At 40.0% G+C, this 18,539-nt stretch carries 18 protein-coding genes and 12 tRNA genes; 24 read left to right on the forward strand and 6 right to left on the reverse strand.

What is annotated here, in order from left to right:
• Nucleotides 1–58: 58 nt before the first annotated feature.
• The 12 genes from V7077_RS10400 to V7077_RS10455 all read left to right on the forward strand — a co-directional run bounded on the left by V7077_RS10400 (nt 59) and on the right by V7077_RS10455 (nt 1,382).
• Nucleotides 59–133: transfer RNA gene (locus tag V7077_RS10400), tRNA-Glu, on the forward strand.
• Between the two features lie 28 nt (nt 134–161).
• A tRNA-Val gene (locus V7077_RS10405) sits at nt 162–237 on the forward strand.
• A gap of 39 nt (nt 238–276) precedes the next feature.
• A tRNA-Arg gene (locus tag V7077_RS10410) sits at nt 277–350 on the forward strand.
• Between the two features lie 77 nt (nt 351–427).
• Nucleotides 428–504 (forward strand) — tRNA-Met (locus V7077_RS10415).
• Between the two features lie 13 nt (nt 505–517).
• Nucleotides 518–610, forward strand: a tRNA-Ser gene (locus V7077_RS10420).
• A 164-nt stretch (nt 611–774) separates the two neighbouring features.
• Nucleotides 775–848, forward strand: a tRNA-Met gene (locus tag V7077_RS10425).
• 3 nt (nt 849–851) lie between these two features.
• Nucleotides 852–928, forward strand: a tRNA-Asp gene (locus V7077_RS10430).
• Nucleotides 929–970: 42 nt separating this feature from the next.
• Nucleotides 971–1,046: transfer RNA gene (locus V7077_RS10435), tRNA-His, on the forward strand.
• Between the two features lie 16 nt (nt 1,047–1,062).
• Nucleotides 1,063–1,137 (forward strand) — tRNA-Gln (locus V7077_RS10440).
• An 8-nt stretch (nt 1,138–1,145) separates the two neighbouring features.
• Nucleotides 1,146–1,219, forward strand: a tRNA-Cys gene (locus tag V7077_RS10445).
• 11 nt (nt 1,220–1,230) lie between these two features.
• Nucleotides 1,231–1,304: transfer RNA gene (locus tag V7077_RS10450), tRNA-Gly, on the forward strand.
• Nucleotides 1,305–1,308: 4 nt separating this feature from the next.
• Nucleotides 1,309–1,382 (forward strand) — tRNA-Ile (locus tag V7077_RS10455).
• A gap of 350 nt (nt 1,383–1,732) precedes the next feature.
• Here the strand turns inward: V7077_RS10455 and V7077_RS10460 are convergent.
• Nucleotides 1,733–2,533, reverse strand: coding sequence for a Cof-type HAD-IIB family hydrolase (locus V7077_RS10460; RefSeq protein ID WP_420489632.1), 801 nt, complete (start codon nt 2,531–2,533; stop codon nt 1,733–1,735).
• Nucleotides 2,534–2,693: 160 nt separating this feature from the next.
• The gene (locus V7077_RS10465) at nt 2,694–3,659 is read right to left on the reverse strand and encodes a LacI family DNA-binding transcriptional regulator (protein WP_335501107.1); all 966 of its coding nucleotides are present in this window, start codon (nt 3,657–3,659) and stop codon (nt 2,694–2,696) included.
• A 198-nt stretch (nt 3,660–3,857) separates the two neighbouring features.
• Between V7077_RS10465 and V7077_RS10470 the strand changes: the two genes are divergently transcribed.
• The 8 genes from V7077_RS10470 to V7077_RS10505 all read left to right on the forward strand — a co-directional run bounded on the left by V7077_RS10470 (nt 3,858) and on the right by V7077_RS10505 (nt 11,257).
• A complete protein-coding gene (locus V7077_RS10470; protein WP_335501109.1) occupies nt 3,858–4,622 on the forward strand; it encodes a sugar phosphate isomerase/epimerase family protein in 765 nt (254 codons plus the stop codon).
• Nucleotides 4,619–5,578: a sugar kinase gene (locus V7077_RS10475; protein ID WP_335501111.1), complete on the forward strand. Its 960-nt coding sequence runs from the start codon at nt 4,619–4,621 to the stop codon at nt 5,576–5,578. Before V7077_RS10470 ends, V7077_RS10475 begins: the two co-directional genes overlap by 4 nt.
• A gap of 1 nt (nt 5,579) precedes the next feature.
• Nucleotides 5,580–6,866, forward strand: a complete 1,287-nt coding sequence (locus V7077_RS10480; RefSeq protein ID WP_335501113.1) for an MFS transporter — start codon at nt 5,580–5,582, stop codon at nt 6,864–6,866.
• A gap of 131 nt (nt 6,867–6,997) precedes the next feature.
• Nucleotides 6,998–7,975 carry a LacI family DNA-binding transcriptional regulator gene (locus V7077_RS10485; RefSeq protein WP_335501115.1) on the forward strand — a complete coding sequence of 326 codons (978 nt, stop codon included), beginning with the start codon at nt 6,998–7,000 and terminating at the stop codon, nt 7,973–7,975.
• A gap of 107 nt (nt 7,976–8,082) precedes the next feature.
• A complete protein-coding gene (gene hxlA / locus V7077_RS10490; RefSeq protein WP_335501117.1) occupies nt 8,083–8,727 on the forward strand; it encodes a 3-hexulose-6-phosphate synthase in 645 nt (214 codons plus the stop codon).
• The gene (gene hxlB, locus V7077_RS10495; RefSeq protein ID WP_335501119.1) at nt 8,724–9,269 is read left to right on the forward strand and encodes a 6-phospho-3-hexuloisomerase; all 546 of its coding nucleotides are present in this window, start codon (nt 8,724–8,726) and stop codon (nt 9,267–9,269) included. Before hxlA ends, hxlB begins: the two co-directional genes overlap by 4 nt.
• Nucleotides 9,270–9,636: 367 nt before the next feature.
• Nucleotides 9,637–10,668: a fatty acid desaturase gene (locus V7077_RS10500; protein WP_335501121.1), complete on the forward strand. Its 1,032-nt coding sequence runs from the start codon at nt 9,637–9,639 to the stop codon at nt 10,666–10,668.
• 73 nt (nt 10,669–10,741) lie between these two features.
• Complete coding sequence (locus tag V7077_RS10505) at nt 10,742–11,257, forward strand: response regulator (RefSeq protein WP_335501123.1); 516 nt, start codon at nt 10,742–10,744, stop codon at nt 11,255–11,257.
• A gap of 232 nt (nt 11,258–11,489) precedes the next feature.
• Here the strand turns inward: V7077_RS10505 and V7077_RS10510 are convergent, their stop codons facing one another.
• From V7077_RS10510 to V7077_RS10525, 4 genes are all read right to left on the reverse strand, one after another.
• The gene (locus tag V7077_RS10510; protein WP_335501124.1) at nt 11,490–11,681 is read right to left on the reverse strand and encodes a hypothetical protein; all 192 of its coding nucleotides are present in this window, start codon (nt 11,679–11,681) and stop codon (nt 11,490–11,492) included.
• 132 nt (nt 11,682–11,813) lie between these two features.
• The gene (locus V7077_RS10515) at nt 11,814–13,016 is read right to left on the reverse strand and encodes an MFS transporter (RefSeq protein ID WP_335501126.1); all 1,203 of its coding nucleotides are present in this window, start codon (nt 13,014–13,016) and stop codon (nt 11,814–11,816) included.
• A 2-nt stretch (nt 13,017–13,018) separates the two neighbouring features.
• On the reverse strand, nt 13,019–13,450 hold the full coding sequence (locus V7077_RS10520) for a MarR family winged helix-turn-helix transcriptional regulator (RefSeq protein ID WP_335501683.1): 432 nt from the start codon (nt 13,448–13,450) through the stop codon (nt 13,019–13,021).
• Nucleotides 13,451–13,593: 143 nt separating this feature from the next.
• Nucleotides 13,594–14,184: a guanylate kinase gene (locus V7077_RS10525; RefSeq protein ID WP_215041525.1), complete on the reverse strand. Its 591-nt coding sequence runs from the start codon at nt 14,182–14,184 to the stop codon at nt 13,594–13,596.
• Nucleotides 14,185–14,530: 346 nt separating this feature from the next.
• On the opposite strand from V7077_RS10525, the gene V7077_RS10530 reads away from it, so the two are divergent.
• From V7077_RS10530 to V7077_RS10545, 4 genes are all read left to right on the forward strand, one after another.
• A complete protein-coding gene (locus V7077_RS10530; protein WP_335501129.1) occupies nt 14,531–15,169 on the forward strand; it encodes a hypothetical protein in 639 nt (212 codons plus the stop codon).
• A gap of 215 nt (nt 15,170–15,384) precedes the next feature.
• The gene (locus V7077_RS10535; protein WP_335501131.1) at nt 15,385–16,353 is read left to right on the forward strand and encodes a LacI family DNA-binding transcriptional regulator; all 969 of its coding nucleotides are present in this window, start codon (nt 15,385–15,387) and stop codon (nt 16,351–16,353) included.
• 244 nt (nt 16,354–16,597) lie between these two features.
• Nucleotides 16,598–17,569 (forward strand): ABC transporter permease, encoded by a 972-nt coding sequence (locus V7077_RS10540; RefSeq protein ID WP_420489634.1) that lies wholly within the window; start codon nt 16,598–16,600, stop codon nt 17,567–17,569.
• 13 nt (nt 17,570–17,582) lie between these two features.
• On the forward strand, nt 17,583–18,482 hold the full coding sequence (locus V7077_RS10545) for a carbohydrate ABC transporter permease (RefSeq protein ID WP_335501133.1): 900 nt from the start codon (nt 17,583–17,585) through the stop codon (nt 18,480–18,482).
• Nucleotides 18,483–18,539 lie beyond the last annotated feature (57 nt).

Raw genomic sequence — 18,539 nt, forward strand, 5'->3', positions numbered from 1 at the left:
TAGGACGTTGCCAGGCTAGGCCCCTTTTGGGGCTATTATTTTGTCTACTTTTATAGTTGGCCCGTTGGTCAAGCGGTTAAGACACCGCCCTTTCACGGCGGTAACACGGGTTCGAATCCCGTAGGGGTCACCAGTATTTTTCTTATAGCAAAAGGTTATTTGGAGGATTAGCTCAGCTGGGAGAGCATCTGCCTTACAAGCAGAGGGTCGGCGGTTCGATCCCGTCATCCTCCACCATGATTTTTTTACAAAAGTGAAAATTCACTTTAATATTTTGCGCCCGTAGCTCAATTGGATAGAGCGTCTGACTACGGATCAGAAGGTTATGGGTTCGACTCCTTTCGGGCGCGCTTATTTGCGGGAAGTAGCTCAGCTTGGTAGAGCACTTGGTTTGGAACCAAGGGGTCGCAGATTGAATTTTGAATATGGCGGTGTAGCTCAGCTGGCTAGAGCGTACGGTTCATACCCGTAAGGTCGGGGGTTCGATCCCCTCCGCCGCTACCATATAGTTTTAAACGGAGGAATACCCAAGTCTGGCTGAAGGGATCGGTCTTGAAAACCGACAGGCGGGTCAAACCGCGCGGGGGTTCGAATCCCTCTTCCTCCTCCATTTATACTTAACTTTTTATTATCGCGGGGTGGAGCAACGAGCGTTGCTGCAATGAATAATCTGCGAGTTGTACCCATCGAGCTGCTGCTTGAATAAGCTTTCTGAGATGGGGACAGTCAGTAACAAAGCATGGAGCATATTCCAAACTTTATTATTTCTATTATCGCGGGGTGGAGCAGTCTGGTAGCTCGTCGGGCTCATAACCCGAAGGTCGTAGGTTCAAATCCTGCCCCCGCAATTTGGTCCGGTAGTTCAGTTGGTTAGAATGCCTGCCTGTCACGCAGGAGGTCGCGGGTTCGAGTCCCGTCCGGACCGCCATTTTTATACTAGTAGCTTTAGCTGCTATTGATATATATTTCGGCGATTGTGGCGAAGTGGTTAACGCACCTGATTGTGGTTCAGGCATTCGTGGGTTCGATTCCCATCAGTCGCCCCATTTTCTTTTTAATTATTGGGCTATAGCCAAGCGGTAAGGCATCGCACTTTGACTGCGACATGCGTTGGTTCAAATCCAGCTAGCCCAGCCATTTCTTAAGGCAGCATAGCCAAGTGGTAAGGCCGAGGTCTGCAAAACCTCTATCCCCGGTTCAAATCCGGGTGTTGCCTCCAAAATTTATATTGCGGGTGTAGTTTACTGGTAAAACCTCAGCCTTCCAAGCTGATGTAGTGGGTTCGATTCCCATCACCCGCTCCAAAATGGGCCTATAGCTCAGCTGGTTAGAGCGCACGCCTGATAAGCGTGAGGTCGATGGTTCGAGTCCATTTAGGCCCACTTCAAAACCTGATTTCCATAAGGAAGTCAGGTTTTTTTCGTATAAAGGCAAATCTGTTTTCATGAGGACAAGTAGAAGAAGAGTAGAGCTATTATGTCCGCATGGAGGGTTCATGAGGACAAAGAGAGGAAGAATTAAGTAATCCAATGTCCGCATGAAGAGCTCATGTGGACAAGGAGAGAAGGATTCAAGTAATGTATGTCCACAAGAAGCGTTACTCATGTGGACAAAAAGGAACTAAGCCTCCAGTTTAAAAACAAACTCCCCATTTTCTCTACTATACTTTCATTTTAAGATTCTATTTAAATAAAAATGAACAGTGGCCAGCACTGTTCGTTAACTCGTGGGATTACAGAGCAAGACTTTCTTCTAACAGTCCCACCTTCATAAGTCCATTGAGGATTCCATGCTGAGAGGAAGAGGTGGTAATAACATCCGCTACTGCTTTCGCTTCTGGCACAGCATTGCCCATGGCCACTCCTGTTCCTACCGATATCAACATCTCAATGTCATTTAATCCATCCCCAAACGCAAAAGCATTTTCTTTTTCAATAGCTAATACATCTAAAAGTTTACGAATCCCGATTGCTTTTGAAGCACCACGTGGGAGAATATCGTAGGCAACATCATGCCATTTTACAAAACTGAAATCAGCGAAGCGATCGATATATCGTTGGGCCTCCATTTCGCTGCAGTATAAATGACCTTGGTAGATCGACAATTGATTAAAATAATCTTTATCTACTTCAGGATAGGGCATCATCAAGGAATCGAAGCTCGCTTCAATAAATGGATGGTTTTTTTCATTCACTTTATAATCTTCATGACTACAATAGGCTAAAGCATGGCCGTTGCGAAGCGCCATAGCAGCCATGGATTGCAGGACACTAGGGTCAATAGGATTGGAATAGACCTCTTTTCCTTGGTATACCACATATTGTCCGTTCATGGAAACATAAGAATCAATGTTAAGTTCCTTTTGAATCCAGTAAAACATCTTAGGAACACGTCCAGTCGCAATGACGGTCTGAATTCCTTTATCCTGAAGCAGACGAACAGCTTTCTTTGTGGAATCGGGAATTACCTTTTTATCATCTAATAACGTTCCATCAATATCAAAAAATACAATTGGTTTTGTCAATTTAGCCACCTCCAGTAAGATACAACACCGTCGTTACGCTCTAGTGAGTTAGATCACGCCGACGGTTGTTGTAGGTCTTGCAACTACATCATATTTTATGAAACGCGTTTCAGGTCAAGGGGATTATAAAAAAAGACTTGAACCTACACAGGTCAAGTCTTACCAAAATTTATACGGTTTCACGTTCAATTAATGCAGCTGGAATCTCTTGATGGAGAGCCTCATTACTTTCGCTAACAACCTGTAGAAATAGTTTCTTGCCAATCTCCATAAGAGGCATTTCTATCGTCGTTATCCGCATCATTTGTGCGATTGGCTGATTGTTAAAACCAATAATCGCGAGATCACTTGGAATAGAAATCTTGCGTTCTGATGCACTGGTAACAAGGCCAGCCGCTACCTCATCACTTGTTAGCAGCATAGCCGTTGGGGGATTGGACAATTGTTGAATTCGGTCTAATACTTTATTTCCATCCTCAAATTGCAGACAATGAGTAATTATATATTCTGGATGATAGGAAAGCTGATATTTTTCAATGAAATGCCGATAAGCCAAGGCTCTATTCTTGCTATTTGTACCCGAACTGCGGTAGATACAATAGCCAATTTTACGATGACCTTTCTGGTATAAGTACTCAAGAGCTGTCATGAATCCTTGATAATGGTCAACAAACGTAGAAGGGATGTTCCTGCCTCTGGTATCTTCACATAAAGTAATTGGTCCATATGGTAAATACTCTTCAATAGTGGCCCAGCTGGACGTCCTTGAGCAAATAACTAGACCATCAATCTGCTTTTGTTTAAGCATTTGCAGGGCTTCAAATTCTTTTTCTTTATCATAGCTGGTCTGGAATAAGACCAGCTTATAGTTATGTCTTAATGCTTCTGCAGCAATCCCTTTTACTAAAAGAGAAAAATAAGGATGGTCAATAAAGGGAATAACCACACCAACAAGAAAGGTCTTGCCCATGCTTAAATGGACAGCATTAATATTCGGCTGGTAATTACTTTCTTTAATGGCGGCTAAGACCTTATTTCTTTTTTCCTCACTTACATAGGGGTGTTTATTTAACACCCTTGAAACTGTGGTTACAGAAACTCCAGCCATCTTGGCTAAATCTCGAATGTTTGTCATCTCAACACCTTCTTATTAAGTGCTTGGTTAATACGATTATAGTACAAACGAAAAACATTCTATATAAACTAAGAGATTTTTTAAAAAATAACAGTTGCAAAAACGCTTACATTGAGTTTATAATACAGATAAATCGATTTACTAAATCGATTTACTAAAACGTTTTAGTATAATGTTCATCTAGAAAGGGTCTTTATTATGAAAAACGTAATCGTCCCGTTAAATGCCTTTGACAGCATTGATGTAACAACGAACGGCCAAGAGTCATTTGTCAAATTGATTGCTGAAGCTGGAGCTTATGGGATTGAGATTCGCCGTGAATTATTACCTGAGGCAGTTTTACCGCTTGGTAAAATAAAGCGTGAAATTGATCGATATGGACTGTTCACTGTATACTCTGCTCCGATTGAATGCTGGAAAGAAGATTGCCAGTTGAATGAAGATCAGTTGAATCATATTTTTCAAGAAGCTACCATCCTTGGTGCACAGTGGGTGAAGGTTTCATTAGGACATTTTCAGCAAAATAAATCAAATATAGCTGAACTGGGGAAGTTTTTGAAAAAGCAAAAGGAAATACAACTTTTGGTTGAAAACGATCAGACACCTCATGGAGGAAGTATTCATCATCTCCAGGCTTTTTTTGAAAGCGTTGTCGACCAAAATGTACCTGTCAAAATGACCTTTGATACAGGAAACTGGTATTTTTCAAACCAGGATGTAGAGGATGCGCTTCAAAAACTGGCACCTTATGTCAGTTATCTTCATTTGAAACAAGTCACTGAAAAGCTCGAAACCGTGCCGCTTGAAAGAGAGGGTGATCATAGTTGGAAGCTAGTTATGAGTAGTTTCCCTGCTGATATCGTGAAAGCGCTCGAGTTTCCAATTGTGCCAAAAGAGAAAACGAAGGATTATATCCAAATGATTACCGATATAGCAAGAGGAAGGGAGGCGTTAGTAAGATGAAACCGCTAGACGTAGTTACGTTTGGAGAAGCGATGACGATGTTTATCGCTAATCAGCCGGGCGCGTTACACGAAATAAGTCAGTTTACCAAAGAACTAGCAGGCGCAGAAACCAATGTCGCGATTGGGCTGGCAAGGCTTGGACTATCAGCCGGCTGGGCAAGTAAGGTTGGGAATGATGCATTTGGCAAATTCATCATCAATCGGCTGAAAAATGAAAACGTCAACATTGATCATGTATGGTTGGATGAGAATAATCCAACAGGATTCCAATTAAAATCAAAAGTGCTTGAAGGTGACCCAGAGGTTCAATATTTTCGAAAAGGTTCAGCCGCAAGTCATCTTAATGTAGCTGATTTTAAAAAGGATTACTTTTTAGCAGCAAAACACCTGCATATGACGGGGATTCCGTTAGCAATATCGGAAGAGGCAAGAGATTTTGCCAATTATGCCCTTAAATTTATGAAAAAAGCTGGCCGCACGGTTTCCTTTGATACTAATTTACGCCCAAGTCTTTGGAATTCACAAGCGGAAATGGTGAAACATATTAACGAAGCAGCTTTTCAGGCTGATTATGTGCTGCCTGGGATTTCTGAAGGTGAAGTGTTAACCGGTTACAAAAATCCTCGTGATATGGCTTCCTTTTATCTCGATAAAGGTGTTAAACTGGTCGTGATTAAGCTTGGCAGCACGGGGGCATTTTATAAAACAACATCCGAAGAAGGAACAGTGCCAGGCTTCAAGGCAGAAAAAATTATCGATACTGTGGGTGCCGGTGATGGTTTTGCTGTTGGGGTTATCAGCGGATTATTAGCTGGGCTTACCATAAAAGAAGCAGTGATAAGAGGAAATGCGATTGGTTCCCTTGCTGTTCAAGCGCCGGGAGACAACGACGGTTATCCGACATTAGATAAACTTTTAGACTATATAGAAAAAAATACACAGGGAGTGAAATAGGATGAAACAAACAATCGCAAAACAAAGATGGCTACGCTTAATTCCAATCGCCTTTATTACTTATAGTCTTGCCTACCTTGATCGGGCAAACTATGGATTCGGAGCAGCGGCAGGATTAGCGAAAGACCTCCATATTACACCTGGTACTTCATCATTACTTGGTTCGCTATTTTTCTTAGGTTATTTCTTTTTCCAAGTACCTGGTGCTAGTTATGCCGAAAAGAAAAGTGCAAAGAAATTAATCTTCTGGTCCTTGATTTTATGGGGCGGATTAGCTTCGGCAACAGGCCTTATTACCAATATCAAACTATTATTTGTGATTCGGTTTGCACTTGGGGTAGTCGAAAGTGCCGTTATGCCGGCTATGCTTGTATTCTTAAGCCACTGGTTTACAAAAGCAGAACGATCTCGTGCGAATACCTTCTTAATTTTAGGTAATCCAGCCACTGTATTATGGATGTCGATTGTATCCGGATATTTATTAAACTCTGTCGGCTGGAGATGGATGTTTATCGTTGAAGGAATGCCAGCAGTAATCTGGGCATTCATCTGGTGGAAATTAGTTAATGACAAACCAAGAGATGCAAAATGGTTAACTGAAGAAGAAAAAAGCGAGTTTGAATTACAGTTAGAAAAAGAACAAGAAGGTTTGAAAGCGGTTAAAAACTATGGTGAGGCTTTTAAATCAAAGCCAGTCATTTTACTAAGTGCTCAATACTTTCTTTGGAGCATCGGAGTTTATGGATTCGTAATGTGGCTTCCTTCTATTATTAAAGCGGCACCAAACATGGATATTGTGACAACAGGCTGGTTATCATCTGTACCGTATATTTTAGCTGTTGTGTTAATGTTAACAGCTTCCTATTTCTCTGATAAAACATTAAATCGCAGTGGTTTTGTTTGGCCGTTCTTATTAATCGGTGCAGTAGCATTCTACGCTTCCTATGCACTAGGCACAAATCATTTCTGGATTTCGTTCATCCTGCTCGTCATTGCTGGGGGTGCGATGTATGCACCATACGGACCGTTCTTTGCGATCATTCCTGAAATCCTGCCTCGAAATGTAGCAGGCGGAGCAATGGCGCTAATTAACAGTATGGGTGCGTTAGGTTCATTTGTGGGTTCATATATTGTCGGTTACTTAAATGGGTCTACAGGTGGATTTGGTGCATCTTATATCTTTATGGCAGGTTCACTATTCCTTTCTGCCATCTTAACTGTTTGGGCGGTAAAAACAGCAAAAAAGGATCGTAACAGCAAGCCTGCAGGTGTAAAAATAACTGCTTAATTTAGAAATGAAACGAGGGATGACAGCAGGCAGCTTGCCGGCGCTCATCCTTTTTTCTTTTAAAATTGGAAAATTAACAGCATTGCCGTTAAAATGAAGTCATCGACAGTGAATGAAAGAGGACGAGTAAAATGGAAAAGGTGACGATGGCAGATGTTGCAAAAGCAGCGGGTGTTTCCAAGAGTACAGTTTCACAGTATTTAAATAATCGCTTTGAATATATGGGTGAAAAAACAAAGCTGAAGATTGAAGAGGCGATTGAAGCCCTTGGTTATCAACCCAATTATATAGCTAGAAGTTTAAAACAAAAACGAACCTCAATGGTCGGGATTATTGTTGCGAATATTATGCATTATTTTTCAACGGAGGTTAGCAGGGCAATTGAGGACTTTTTCCATGGCCATGACCTCCATGCGATTGTGTGTAATGCTGATGATGATCCTGAAAAGGAAAAGAAGTATATCGAAATGCTGCGGGCCAAACAAGTGGATGGGCTGATTATCTTTCCAACCGGACAAAATAATCAATTATATGAAAGTATGATAAATCAAGGTTACCCGGTTGTCTTCGTGGACCGGAAAGTAGAAAATCTGCCAGTGTTTTCGATTGTCACAGATAATCGCGAGTCCACCTATGGTGCCATTCAGCAATTCGTGGCAAACGGGCATCAGCGGATTGCTTTTGCTGTTCAGCCGCTTATGGTGAGTACCCGGAAAGAACGTTTTGAGGGCTATCAGCAGGCGATGAAAGCTGCCAATCTGGAAATAAATCCAAACTATGTAATTGAATCGGATATTTCAGGGATGAGCAGTAAGCTTGAAAAGCTATTTTCATTGGAGGAAAGGCCAACTGCGATTTTTGCTGGTAATGATCGCGTGTTTTTAGAGGTAGTTAAGTGCCTAAGGGCAAAAGGATTGAAGATTGGTGAGGATATTGAGTTAGTCGTCTTTGATAATATACCTTTTGCACAGGTAGTGGAAACGCCGATTACCTTTATCGTTCAACCCGCGATGGAGATGGGTACGAAGGCCGCGGAACTATTATTTGAACAAATCAATAAAGTGGATAGAGAAACGGAAGAGTTTGTTTTTCCAAGTAAGTTGGTATAGAGGTGAGTGTAGGTGCTTCCCTCTATCCAATTACGCTTTAAGAGTGTATACTTTTAATAAACCGATTTAGTAAATCGGTTTACTCTTGAAAAAAGGAGTCTATATTAATGAAAATACAATTAGCTTTGGACCGGATGGAGATTGAAGAGGCCATCGAGCTAACAAGGAAAGTCGCTGATTCGATTGATTGGATTGAGGTGGGTACATCATTAATCAAAGAATTTGGTATTGTCAGTGTCAAGGAACTAAAACAGGCCTTTCCAGAGAAAACCGTTGTAGCAGATATTAAAACGATTGATAATGCCAGGTATGAATTTGAGATGTGTTTTGAAGCGGGAGCTGATCTAGCGACTGTAATGGGGGCAGCACCACTTGTTACCATTGATGCGTGTATGGAAGTGGCCCGTCGATATAATAAGAAAGTGATGATTGATTTATTGAATACCTCTTCAGAACAAAAGAGGGCATTAATGAAATACAAGGAAGCAATTCTTTGTGACCATGTTAGTAAGGATGAACAAGAGGAATCGGGTTCACAGAATCGTGGAACCACGAGTGGGCAGCTTTTGGATGACCCGGCCATTCAAGTGGCGGCTGCAGGTGGAATTACGTTGGAGTCAATTGGTACGCTGAGAGCAACGATGAATCCAGCTGTGGCCATTATTGGATCGGCGATCACGAAAGCGGTGGATCCAGCTAAAGCGGCCGCTCAGTTTAAACAAATATGTCATCAGGAGGAGGAGTTAGTATGATCGTTTCAACTATTTTAAAGGAAATTGAGACCGTTTTAAGCCAGGTACGTGAGGAAAATTTGCAAGAATTGGCAGTTGAATTACAAAAGGCAAAGCGGATTTTTATTATCGGTGAAGGACGGTCAGGACTAATGGCCAAGTCTTTTGCGATGCGATTAATGCATTTAGGCGCAGCCGTTTTTGTTGTAGGGGAAACAATCACTCCTGCGATTGGCGAAGGAGACCTCTTGGTCGCAGTATCGGGATCTGGAACAACAAAAAGTGTTGTCTGGACTGCAGAAAAAACACAATCACTGGGATGCCAGGTTATTGCGGTAACGACCAATCCCGAATCACCGCTGGCAGCGGCTTCTTCGAGCATCCTGCATGTTCCGGCGGCCACAAAATACCGCCGTGAAAATGAATTAAAAACAATTCAGCCGCTCGGGTCATTGTTCGATCAATGCGTACATCTCTTATTCGACACAATCTGCCTGCAGTATAGTCAGCTAAGCAGCGTGAGCAACACCGATGCCTTCGCCCGCCACAGCAATTTAGAATAACAGGATGTTGTAAATGATAATATTGGTGCCTGACACCATTGGTGTACAGTGTCCATCCCATATGCACAATGATAGTGAAAAGCTGCGAAGAGGCTGATTCAAAGGAAACCTTTGAATCAGCCTTTTTCTTTCAGCAAAGCTATTGAAGAGAGGTGTCAATAAAAAATTTTAAAAAATTATTAGGTAATTTATTCCAGTGTGGATCTCGAAAATCGCGTAATATCAACGGTGCCTGACACCATTTTCAATATACTCACCTTTAATATGACATTTATCATGGTTCTCACATGACACCTGCTACTAACATGTACATCATCCTTCCTCTATACTTTGAAGAAAGACTAAGAAGGAAGGGAATTTAAATAAAATGACCTTACATGATACGAAAAATCTAAAGAAACAAGTCGCTCCGTTTGAGAAGTCAACAATTAAAGAAAGTATCTTTCAAATTATTAACACAGTGGTCCCATTTATTGTACTCTGGTACCTGGCCTACGTTAGCCTATCGGTATCTTATTGGTTAGCTTTGGTTCCGATTATTATTGCAGCAGGCTTCTTAACAAGGATTTTTATCATTTTTCATGATTGTACCCATTTCTCCTTTTTTAAGAGCCGCAAAGCCAACCGTATTCTAGGAACGTTTATGGGAGTTCTCACATTGCATCCTTTTGATCAATGGGGGCATGAACACTCGGTTCACCACGCGACAAGCGGCAACTTGGATAAGCGCGGAACAGGGGACATTTGGACACTGACAGTCGATGAATATTTAGCCTCACCGCTGAAGACTCGTTTAGCTTACAGATTCTACCGCAATCCTTTTGTCATGTTTGGATTAGGTCCCATTTATGTATTCCTTTTAAAAAATAGGTTCAACCGTAAAGGTGCAAGACCAAAAGAACGTAACAACACGTATTTAACTAATATCATCATAGTAGCCCTAATTGCTTTGCTTTGCTGGGCAGTCGGCTGGCAGTCCTTTTTGTTAGTGCAAGGCTCGATATTCATGATTTCAGGAGCCGCAGGAATTTGGCTGTTCTATGTACAGCATACCTTTGAAGACTCTTATTTTGAGCATGATAATGAGTGGGAATATGTATTAGCAGCAGTAGAAGGAAGTTCTTTCTACAAGCTGCCAAAAGTATTACAGTGGTTAACAGGCAATATCGGCTTTCACCATGTGCACCACTTAAGCCCGAGGGTCCCTAATTATAAACTCGAAGAGGCCCATGCTAGTACAACGCCATTACAGCATGTCCCAACAATTACACTTGCGACAAGTCTCCGATCATTGCGTTTCCGTCTCTGGGACGAGAAAGCAAAGAATTTTGTGACCTTTAAAGAAATAAAGGCAGCTGCAAAAAAGAGGATTTCTGTTCAGGCAAAGCCAGAACTATAAAAGAGGCTGACTCCTCTCAACACAAGGGGAACAGCTGTCTACTATTTACTGGCCAGATAAGGAGAGAACAAAAGTGATTCGAATTGTAATAGCGGAAGATCAGGAGATGCTGTTAACGGCAATCGGTTCACTTCTCAATTTGGAAGATGATCTAGAAGTCGTCGGACTTGCTTCAGATGGAGAGGAAGCCATTAGACTTGTCTATCGTTTAAAGCCGGATGTATGTCTGATGGATATGGAGATGCCAGTAAAGAGCGGACTAGAGGCAGCCGAAATCTTAAAGCCACACAGCTGCAAAGTGATCATTTTAACCACTTTTGCTAGAAAGGGCTATTGGCAGCGTGCGTTAAAAGCGAATGTAAGTGGATACTTACTAAAAGACAGTCCGAGTGAGGAGTTAGCTGATTCGATTCGAAGTATTATTGCAGGAACGAGGATCTTTTCTCAAGAACTAATCGACGAAGAGTTCAGTGGCTCCGAGCATGAAGAACCGGTTCACACTAAAGTTCTCAATGAAAAGCTGAAGTTGGGGACTGTAAGAAAGTATCTTACTGCGTTAAGGGAAAAAATGAAACTCCCGACAGGATAAATAATTAAAAATGAGGAAGCCTTACATCACGACACTGTAAGGCTTCCTTTTTTGTGGGGAAAAGGTAAATTTAAACAAACGTTTGATTAAAATGTGTAAAACCTTGGTGCTCAAAGGATCTAACATTTAATCAAACGTTTAATTAATAATGGGAAAAAACTAATCAAACGTTTAGTTAAACTGGTCTAAATCCTTGATATAAAAGGAGTTAAGCCTATATTTGTTTAAAACCTCAGGTCTCCAAAACGATAATCTGTTTTTCTTTTTCTACCTCCAAAGCAGATACAATATAGGCAAATCCATTCATTAAAAAAACCATGACATTTGATTGCAGCCGTTCACTTTCTCCTAAATAGGTATTTATCAAAATGATAACAGAGTACAAAATAACAAAATATAACGCAAGTTTATTAAAAATGGCCAACGAGAACAACCCCTTTATTTAGGATACTTATTCTATCTTATTTCCCTCAAGCAGGTCTTATGCAAGTCATAGACAACAGGCTAGAATCTTAGCTATAAAAAAGAGGCGAAAGCAATTCGCCTCTTACTTACATTATGCTACTTTATTTAAATTTGCTCTAATACCACTTTCCCTTTTGCCATGTAAAAAATAGTAAAGGGCAGTTGATACTAGAACAACTAAGCCTAGAATAACATACAACGATCTATAACCTGTTGCTGGAATGATGAATCCAAGGATATAAGGTCCAAAACCTAATCCGGCGTCAAGAGCAATAAAGAACGTTGAAGTGGCTAATCCCATTCGGTGTGCCGGCGTTAATTTAACCGCAATCGCCTGTGTGCTTGACTGCATATTACCAAAGCCAAGACCAATCAAGGCACCAGCCACAAGTAACATCAGCCCCGAGTTGACGGAACTTAGAAGCACCATTCCGCCCGCCAAAATGACAAAGCCAGGATACATAATATAATTCGCTCCTCGTGTGTCCATCAAGCGGCCAGTGAATGGGCGTGAAAATAAAACAGCAATCGAATAAACAAGAAAGAAAAAGCTTGCGGCACTTACAAGGTTAATTTCATTTGCATAAAACTTAATAAATGAAAGAACACTTGAGTAACAAAACGAGATGACAAGAGTAATAATAGCAATTGGCAGTGCCTTTGGCTCAATAAAGTTCGAGATCTTGAAACCTTTCGTCTCGCTCGAAGACTGTTGTGAAGTAATGGTGATTGCTGGTATATACACGAACAATGAAGTAATGAAACTAATGATGCCTAAGACCACGGAAAAAATAAAGATCATTTGGAATGTGGTATGCTGAGTCATAAATAACCCAATGAACGGACCAATCGCTGTTGCAAGAGTAGTGCTCATGCTAAAGTAACCAATTCCTTCTGCTTTACGTGCTGCGGGAATGATTTGAGCGGCAATGGTACCTGTTGCGGTCCCGACTATACCGGCGGCTACACCATGCAATAAACGGGTTAACAGCATAATCCCAATATTAGAACTAATTAAATAAAGCATGGTAGTTAAAATAAAGAAAACTAGCCCAATAAACAATGTCTTTCTGCGGCCGAGTGACTCAATAAAACGTCCCGTAAAAAGGCGGCCAATTAGAGAACCAATGATAAAGATTCCTGTCACCAGACCTGCCTGACTTGTTGATGCATGAAACTGATCGACTGCATACTCGCCAATAATAACAATCAATAGGTAAAATACGAGGTTAATCAAAAAATTAATCCCAGATACAATAATAAAATCCTTCGTCCATAATCTTGATGTATTCAACTTTAATTACCCCTTACTTTGTAAATGTTATGTTGTATTTCCTCCATGATTTGGATGGTCTCTATTTGTTGCTCCTCAGTGATTCCTTCTAAAATTTCTTGCTCGTATTGGTCAATGGTTACACGAACATCTTGATAGACTTTTTGGCCAGCATCTGAAAGCTGCATCCTTTTTTCACGTTTATCCTTCCCTGGAACATGTTCTACATATCCAAGTTCCTCTAAACGGCTAACCGTTCTTGTAATGGTTGGCTTTTCGACACTCATATAATGGGAAAGTTCCACAAGCGTAGCAGTCCCATTATGGGCTAGATAGTACAAAATTGTCCATTGCGCTCTATATAGCTGGTGTTCAGCAAGATGAACATTAAGCCTGTTTTCAAATGGCCGGTACATCATGATTAATTGATGAAAAAACTTTTGAGAAGTTTTTATGGCAAACACCTCTTAATTATAAAAAATTAGTTACCTTAGGTAATAGTTATCCTGGGTAACTATATCACATTTATGTCGACAATGTCCAGTCAATCAAAAAAAGGCAAACAGTGTTTGGCACTGTTTGCCTTCGAAAGGATAAATTAATAATCTGTTACCTCGAGGTTCCGATCCAAAAAGGATTCAATCAATTCGCTGATTTGATAGGAAACCTGCGGGGAATCATAATTTTCATAAGCATATTCACAACTGTTCTTATAACTCATGGTCTCATCGTAATGAGTCATATGCCGCTCGATTACATCATCTGCATCTTGACGATCATGCTGTCTTTGGATAACGGTATCACGGTCAGCATAGATAAAGATTCGGACGACTCCTTCTCCATACATCTTTTTCAGCTTTTCTGTACCCTCAGGATTCAAGGTCAGATAAACATAGTCGTGGTTTTGGAACGCCTCAACAATGTCTTGTTCTCGAATTCCATAATGAAAACCATCAATTTCAACGCTTTCTAGAAATTCTTGTTGGGATTCCATCTGACTGAAGGTTTCTTGGCTGACAAAGTGGTAATCTTCACCGTCTTTTTCATAATGACGTGGGGAACGTGTAGTGTAAGAGATGACAGTTTCCATATCAAATGCAGTAGCGACCATTTTTGCAATTGTCTTTCGACCTGATCCATCGGGACCTGTGTAAACAAATATTTTTTCTTTACCTTTAATTTGATACATAATGGAGCCTCCTTTTAATATAAATGAAAACTAGTTTCTAGTGGGTTTTAGCAGGAAGGTATGGGGATTACGACCATTATAGCAAAAACATGGTGTAAAAAGATGGGTTTTTTGGTCGGTTTTATTTTAAAACAAAGACTACAATTAGGACACACCCACTCTAACATGCTCTTCTCTATTCTATCATAACCTGAAGAGTTAATAAAAAAAAGTAATTAAATTTTATAAAATATCATAAGTTTTCCTTATGAGGAAGAACGCAATTTCCCTCTTTCTTAGGAAATTTTAGTCCATTATGTCACCTTTATTGTACAATAAGGGGAGATTACAGTTTAGGGAGACAACAATGGATAAAAAAGAGCAATCATTACTGAAATTTTATTATGAAAAATTACTCAATAACACTTTTGATGAGAAGGACCTATATGGGTTTTTACTAGGAATCCGGTATCAAACTAAAGAGATTAGAAGTATACAAGAACTGACTGATTTTGTACTGCTGCGAGATCAGCATCAAGGTTATGTAACACAATCCCTTCTTGAGACAAGGAAGAAATTTGAAAGTCTTGGGAAAACAAAATCAGCTTTCCGTATCGAAGATGTGTTTTCGTTTAAAGAAATTAAAAATGGACTCAATAAAGCTTTAGCGGCTGTTGAATTGGCTGGATTATCAAACGAACAGGTGAATGATTTTGTGGCCTGCTTGATCTCGATTCTGCAGCAGGTGAAAATTATTGAGGACGACCGCGAGATTGGAAAATTATATTTTGCGCTATCTAATAAACAAATTATTTTAATGGCAGAGGTTGAGGTTACTCAAAATCTATTTAAGAAAACGAATGCTGTGTTTCCAGTCCTGACAGCGAACAATAGTTATCTTGATATTAAAAAGCAAGACCGCTATGATACGCCATATTTGTTTGTTGATGAGGTAGTCGAAGTAACAAACAGTGCTGGTAGGCTCGAGATTATAATTCCTGAATAATGGTAAGGGCGGTGGATGTGATCCGACCGCCTTTATTATTTATAAAGGTATTACTTGCCCGCTGTTTCCAAAGGTGCATTCTTTTTTTATAATTTTTAAAAAACATATTGAAACGTTTCCATGGTGATGGTAAGATAGGTTTATCAAAGGAATGAAACGTTTCCAAAAGGATAATTGAGTTCATAAGAACGTATAAAAAATCGGAGGTAATTGAAGTGCCAAGTATTAAGGATGTTGCCAATTTAGCAGGGGTAGGAGTTGGCACTGTCTCTAGAGTCATAAACAATCATTCAAATGTGACACCCGAGACCATAAAGAAAGTAAATGATGCAATTAAACAATTAAACTACATACCTAACGAAGTGGCAAGAAATTTCAAAATGCAAAAGTCGAAAATGGTTGCGCTCTTGCTTCCTAGTGTCTGGCATCCTTTCTTCTCAGAAATGGCCTATTACATCGAAGATCAACTCGACAAAGAAGGGTTTAAACTTATGCTCTGTAATAGCGGTGGAAGGCCTGATAAAGAAGTCTATTACCTGGACATGTTCTATCAAAACAAAGTGGCAGGTATTATCGGACTCACTTACAATGACATCGAAGAAAATGTAAATACGGACATTCCATTTATTAGTATTGACCGTCATTTAGGAACAAAAATTACCTGCGTGACAAGTGATAACTATGAGGGTGGTAGAGTGGCTTTAAGAGAACTTGCAAAAGCTGGAGTAAAGAAAGCCGCATATCTAGGTATAACGAGTACTGCTTATAGTGAAGTTGTCCTGAGAAAAAACGGATTCGTAGATGAAGCAAAACTGCACGGTATCGAATATTTCACATTTGAAGAAAACGATAATGTTTACAACGATGATGCTTTTTTCAACCATTTCTTTCAAAACCATGGCGATACTGATGGAATCTTTGCCAATACAGATATTCTTGCTGCTAAGTACATCAAAAAAGCAAATGAAAAAGGGTTGAAAATTCCTGAGGATGTAAAGGTCATTGGATATGATGGAATACAGGACAATGATTTGTTTCATCCAATCCTTTCTACTATCAGACAGCCGGTTGAAGAAATGGCGAGAATGTCTGTCAACCTTTTGTTAAGAAAAATTGAAGGGGAAGATCTGGAGCAAGAGATTTATAGAATACCAATTCACTATCGAAAAGGGGAAACAATTTAACAAATTTTTTTAGTCAAGTTTGGAAACGTTTCAACAAGAGAGTAGGGGTCAGGGAATCAAAATTTATAATGATCAGAAGACAGATTGACTGAATCCCCGACTCCTATTGATAGGCTGCCAAATTTTTTTAACTAAGTTTGGAAACGTTTCAACACCTGAATGGAGTGCATAATCAAGTCTTGCTGCCTGATACATTCCTGCCCGAACAGTTGTATTTATTTTTAAAAAAGTTGAGGGAGAGAATATGAAATTAACCTTAAAAGCTTCTACTAATTCCTTAAAACCATCTACCCTACCATTGGAGCGTTTAAACAAGAAAAGTAGACTGAAAAGGATCATGGAAAACTATGAGCTCTATCTCTTTTTACTGCCAGCTATCCTCTATTTTATTGTGTTTCAATACATTCCTATGTATGGTGTTTTAATCGCCTTTAAAGATTTTACCCCGTCACTAGGAATATTAGGAAGCCCATGGGTAGGATTTGAACACTTTGAACGCTTTTTTCATTCTTATCAGTTTTGGGATTTAATTAAGAATTCCCTTGGGTTGAGTATTTTTCAACTCATCACCGGATTTCCTATGCCCATTATAATTGCACTTTTGCTAAATCAAATGATTCATGAGAAATATAAGCGATTTGTCCAAACCGTCATTTATGCCCCGCATTTTATTTCCATTGTGGTACTCGCTGGAATGATGTTTGTCTTTTTTTCAGATAAAGGACTAATTAATAGTGTTGTCACGTTATTCGGAGGAAAAGCGGTCGCTTTTATGTCAGAACCGAGTTGGTTTAAGCCCCTTTATATTGGTTCCGGAGTTTGGCAGGAAACAGGTTGGGCTTGTATTGTCTATCTCGCTGCGCTCGCAGGTGTCAGCCCGGAAATTCATGAAGCTGCTACGATGGATGGTGCAAATAAATGGCAGCGAATCCTACATGTTGATATTCCGGCAATTATGCCAACAGCCATTATTCTTCTCATTTTGTCTGTTGGAAATCTAATGAATATTGGTTTTGAAAAAGCCTACCTGATGCAGACGCCTCTTAATCAACCGGCTGCAGAGATTATTCCCACATACGTTTATAAAGTGGGATTACAGCAAGCTGAATACAGTTTCGGCGCGGCGGTTGGATTATTTAACAGCATAATCAATTTGATTCTGCTCTATATTGTCAACAAAACAGCCAAGAAAATTTCTGGCTCAGGGTTATGGTGAGGAGGCATTAAACATGGCACAAACTGTAAAAAAAATAAAATCAAAAGAAGATAAAATATTTGACGTGGTTAATACCATTTTTCTATCGCTGATTTGCTTGGCGGTATTATATCCTTTATATTTCGTCATCATTGCTTCCATCAGCAACCCGAATATGGTTTATAACGGGGAAGTTTGGCTTTTCCCCAAAGAAATCACTTTTGAAGGGTACAAGCGTATTTTCAGTGACCCGAAAATTTGGCTTGGGTATAAAAATACTGTGGTATACACCGTGGTTGGAACGATTGTACAGGTTTCGCTGACATTGATGGCAGCTTATGCGCTCTCACGCAAGGATTTTTACGGAAAAAGCTTTTTTATGATGGTGATCCTTTTCACGATGTTCTTTAATGGGGGGTTAATCCCGACTTATTTAGTGGTCAAGGATTTAGGAATGCTTAATACAATTTGGGCCATGATTCTTCCTAAAGCAGTCGCGGTTTGGAATTTGATTGTAGCCAGAAGCTTCTTTGAAGAGAATATACCGAATGAGCTTCTTGAGGCAGGAAAAATTGACGGGTGCTCTAACACTAAATTTTTCCTGAAAGTGGTACTGCCGCTATCCAAACCAATCATAGCAGTTATGGTTTTGTTTTATGCAGTTGGACAATGGAATTCCTACTTTGATGCCCTCATCTATTTAAATGACGAGAGTCTTTATCCTTTGCAATTAATCTTGAGAAATATTCTGACCCAAAATCAGCTTAGCATCAAAATGTTAAGCGATCTTGACAACCTAGCGGCGCAGCAGCAAGTGGGAGAGATCATTAAATATGGAATTATTATTGTGGGAGCCCTCCCATTATTAATTGTTTATCCGTTTGTTCAAAGGCATTTTGTTAAAGGTGTATTAATTGGCGGAGTAAAAGGTTGATCTTTTTGCTAACCGAAACATTCCGCCGTTATATAAAAATAGGCTGTGTTAATCTTG

Source organism: Neobacillus vireti (genome assembly GCF_036962465.1).
Taxonomy (GTDB): Bacteria; Bacillota; Bacilli; order Bacillales; family Cytobacillaceae; genus Neobacillus; species Neobacillus vireti_B.

Coding starts and splice junctions, on each gene's coding strand:
- V7077_RS10465 (WP_335501107.1), bottom strand. CDS start 3,659: ATGACAAACATTCGAGATTTAGCCAAGATGGCTGGAGTTTCTGTAACC.
- V7077_RS10470 (WP_335501109.1), top strand. CDS start 3,858: ATGAAAAACGTAATCGTCCCGTTAAATGCCTTTGACAGCATTGATGTA.
- V7077_RS10475 (WP_335501111.1), top strand. CDS start 4,619: ATGAAACCGCTAGACGTAGTTACGTTTGGAGAAGCGATGACGATGTTT.
- V7077_RS10480 (WP_335501113.1), top strand. CDS start 5,580: ATGAAACAAACAATCGCAAAACAAAGATGGCTACGCTTAATTCCAATC.
- V7077_RS10485 (WP_335501115.1), top strand. CDS start 6,998: ATGGAAAAGGTGACGATGGCAGATGTTGCAAAAGCAGCGGGTGTTTCC.
- hxlA (WP_335501117.1), top strand. CDS start 8,083: ATGAAAATACAATTAGCTTTGGACCGGATGGAGATTGAAGAGGCCATC.
- hxlB (WP_335501119.1), top strand. CDS start 8,724: ATGATCGTTTCAACTATTTTAAAGGAAATTGAGACCGTTTTAAGCCAG.
- V7077_RS10500 (WP_335501121.1), top strand. CDS start 9,637: ATGACCTTACATGATACGAAAAATCTAAAGAAACAAGTCGCTCCGTTT.
- V7077_RS10525 (WP_215041525.1), bottom strand. CDS start 14,184: ATGTATCAAATTAAAGGTAAAGAAAAAATATTTGTTTACACAGGTCCC.
- V7077_RS10530 (WP_335501129.1), top strand. CDS start 14,531: ATGGATAAAAAAGAGCAATCATTACTGAAATTTTATTATGAAAAATTA.
- V7077_RS10540 (WP_420489634.1), top strand. CDS start 16,598: ATGAAATTAACCTTAAAAGCTTCTACTAATTCCTTAAAACCATCTACC.
- V7077_RS10545 (WP_335501133.1), top strand. CDS start 17,583: ATGGCACAAACTGTAAAAAAAATAAAATCAAAAGAAGATAAAATATTT.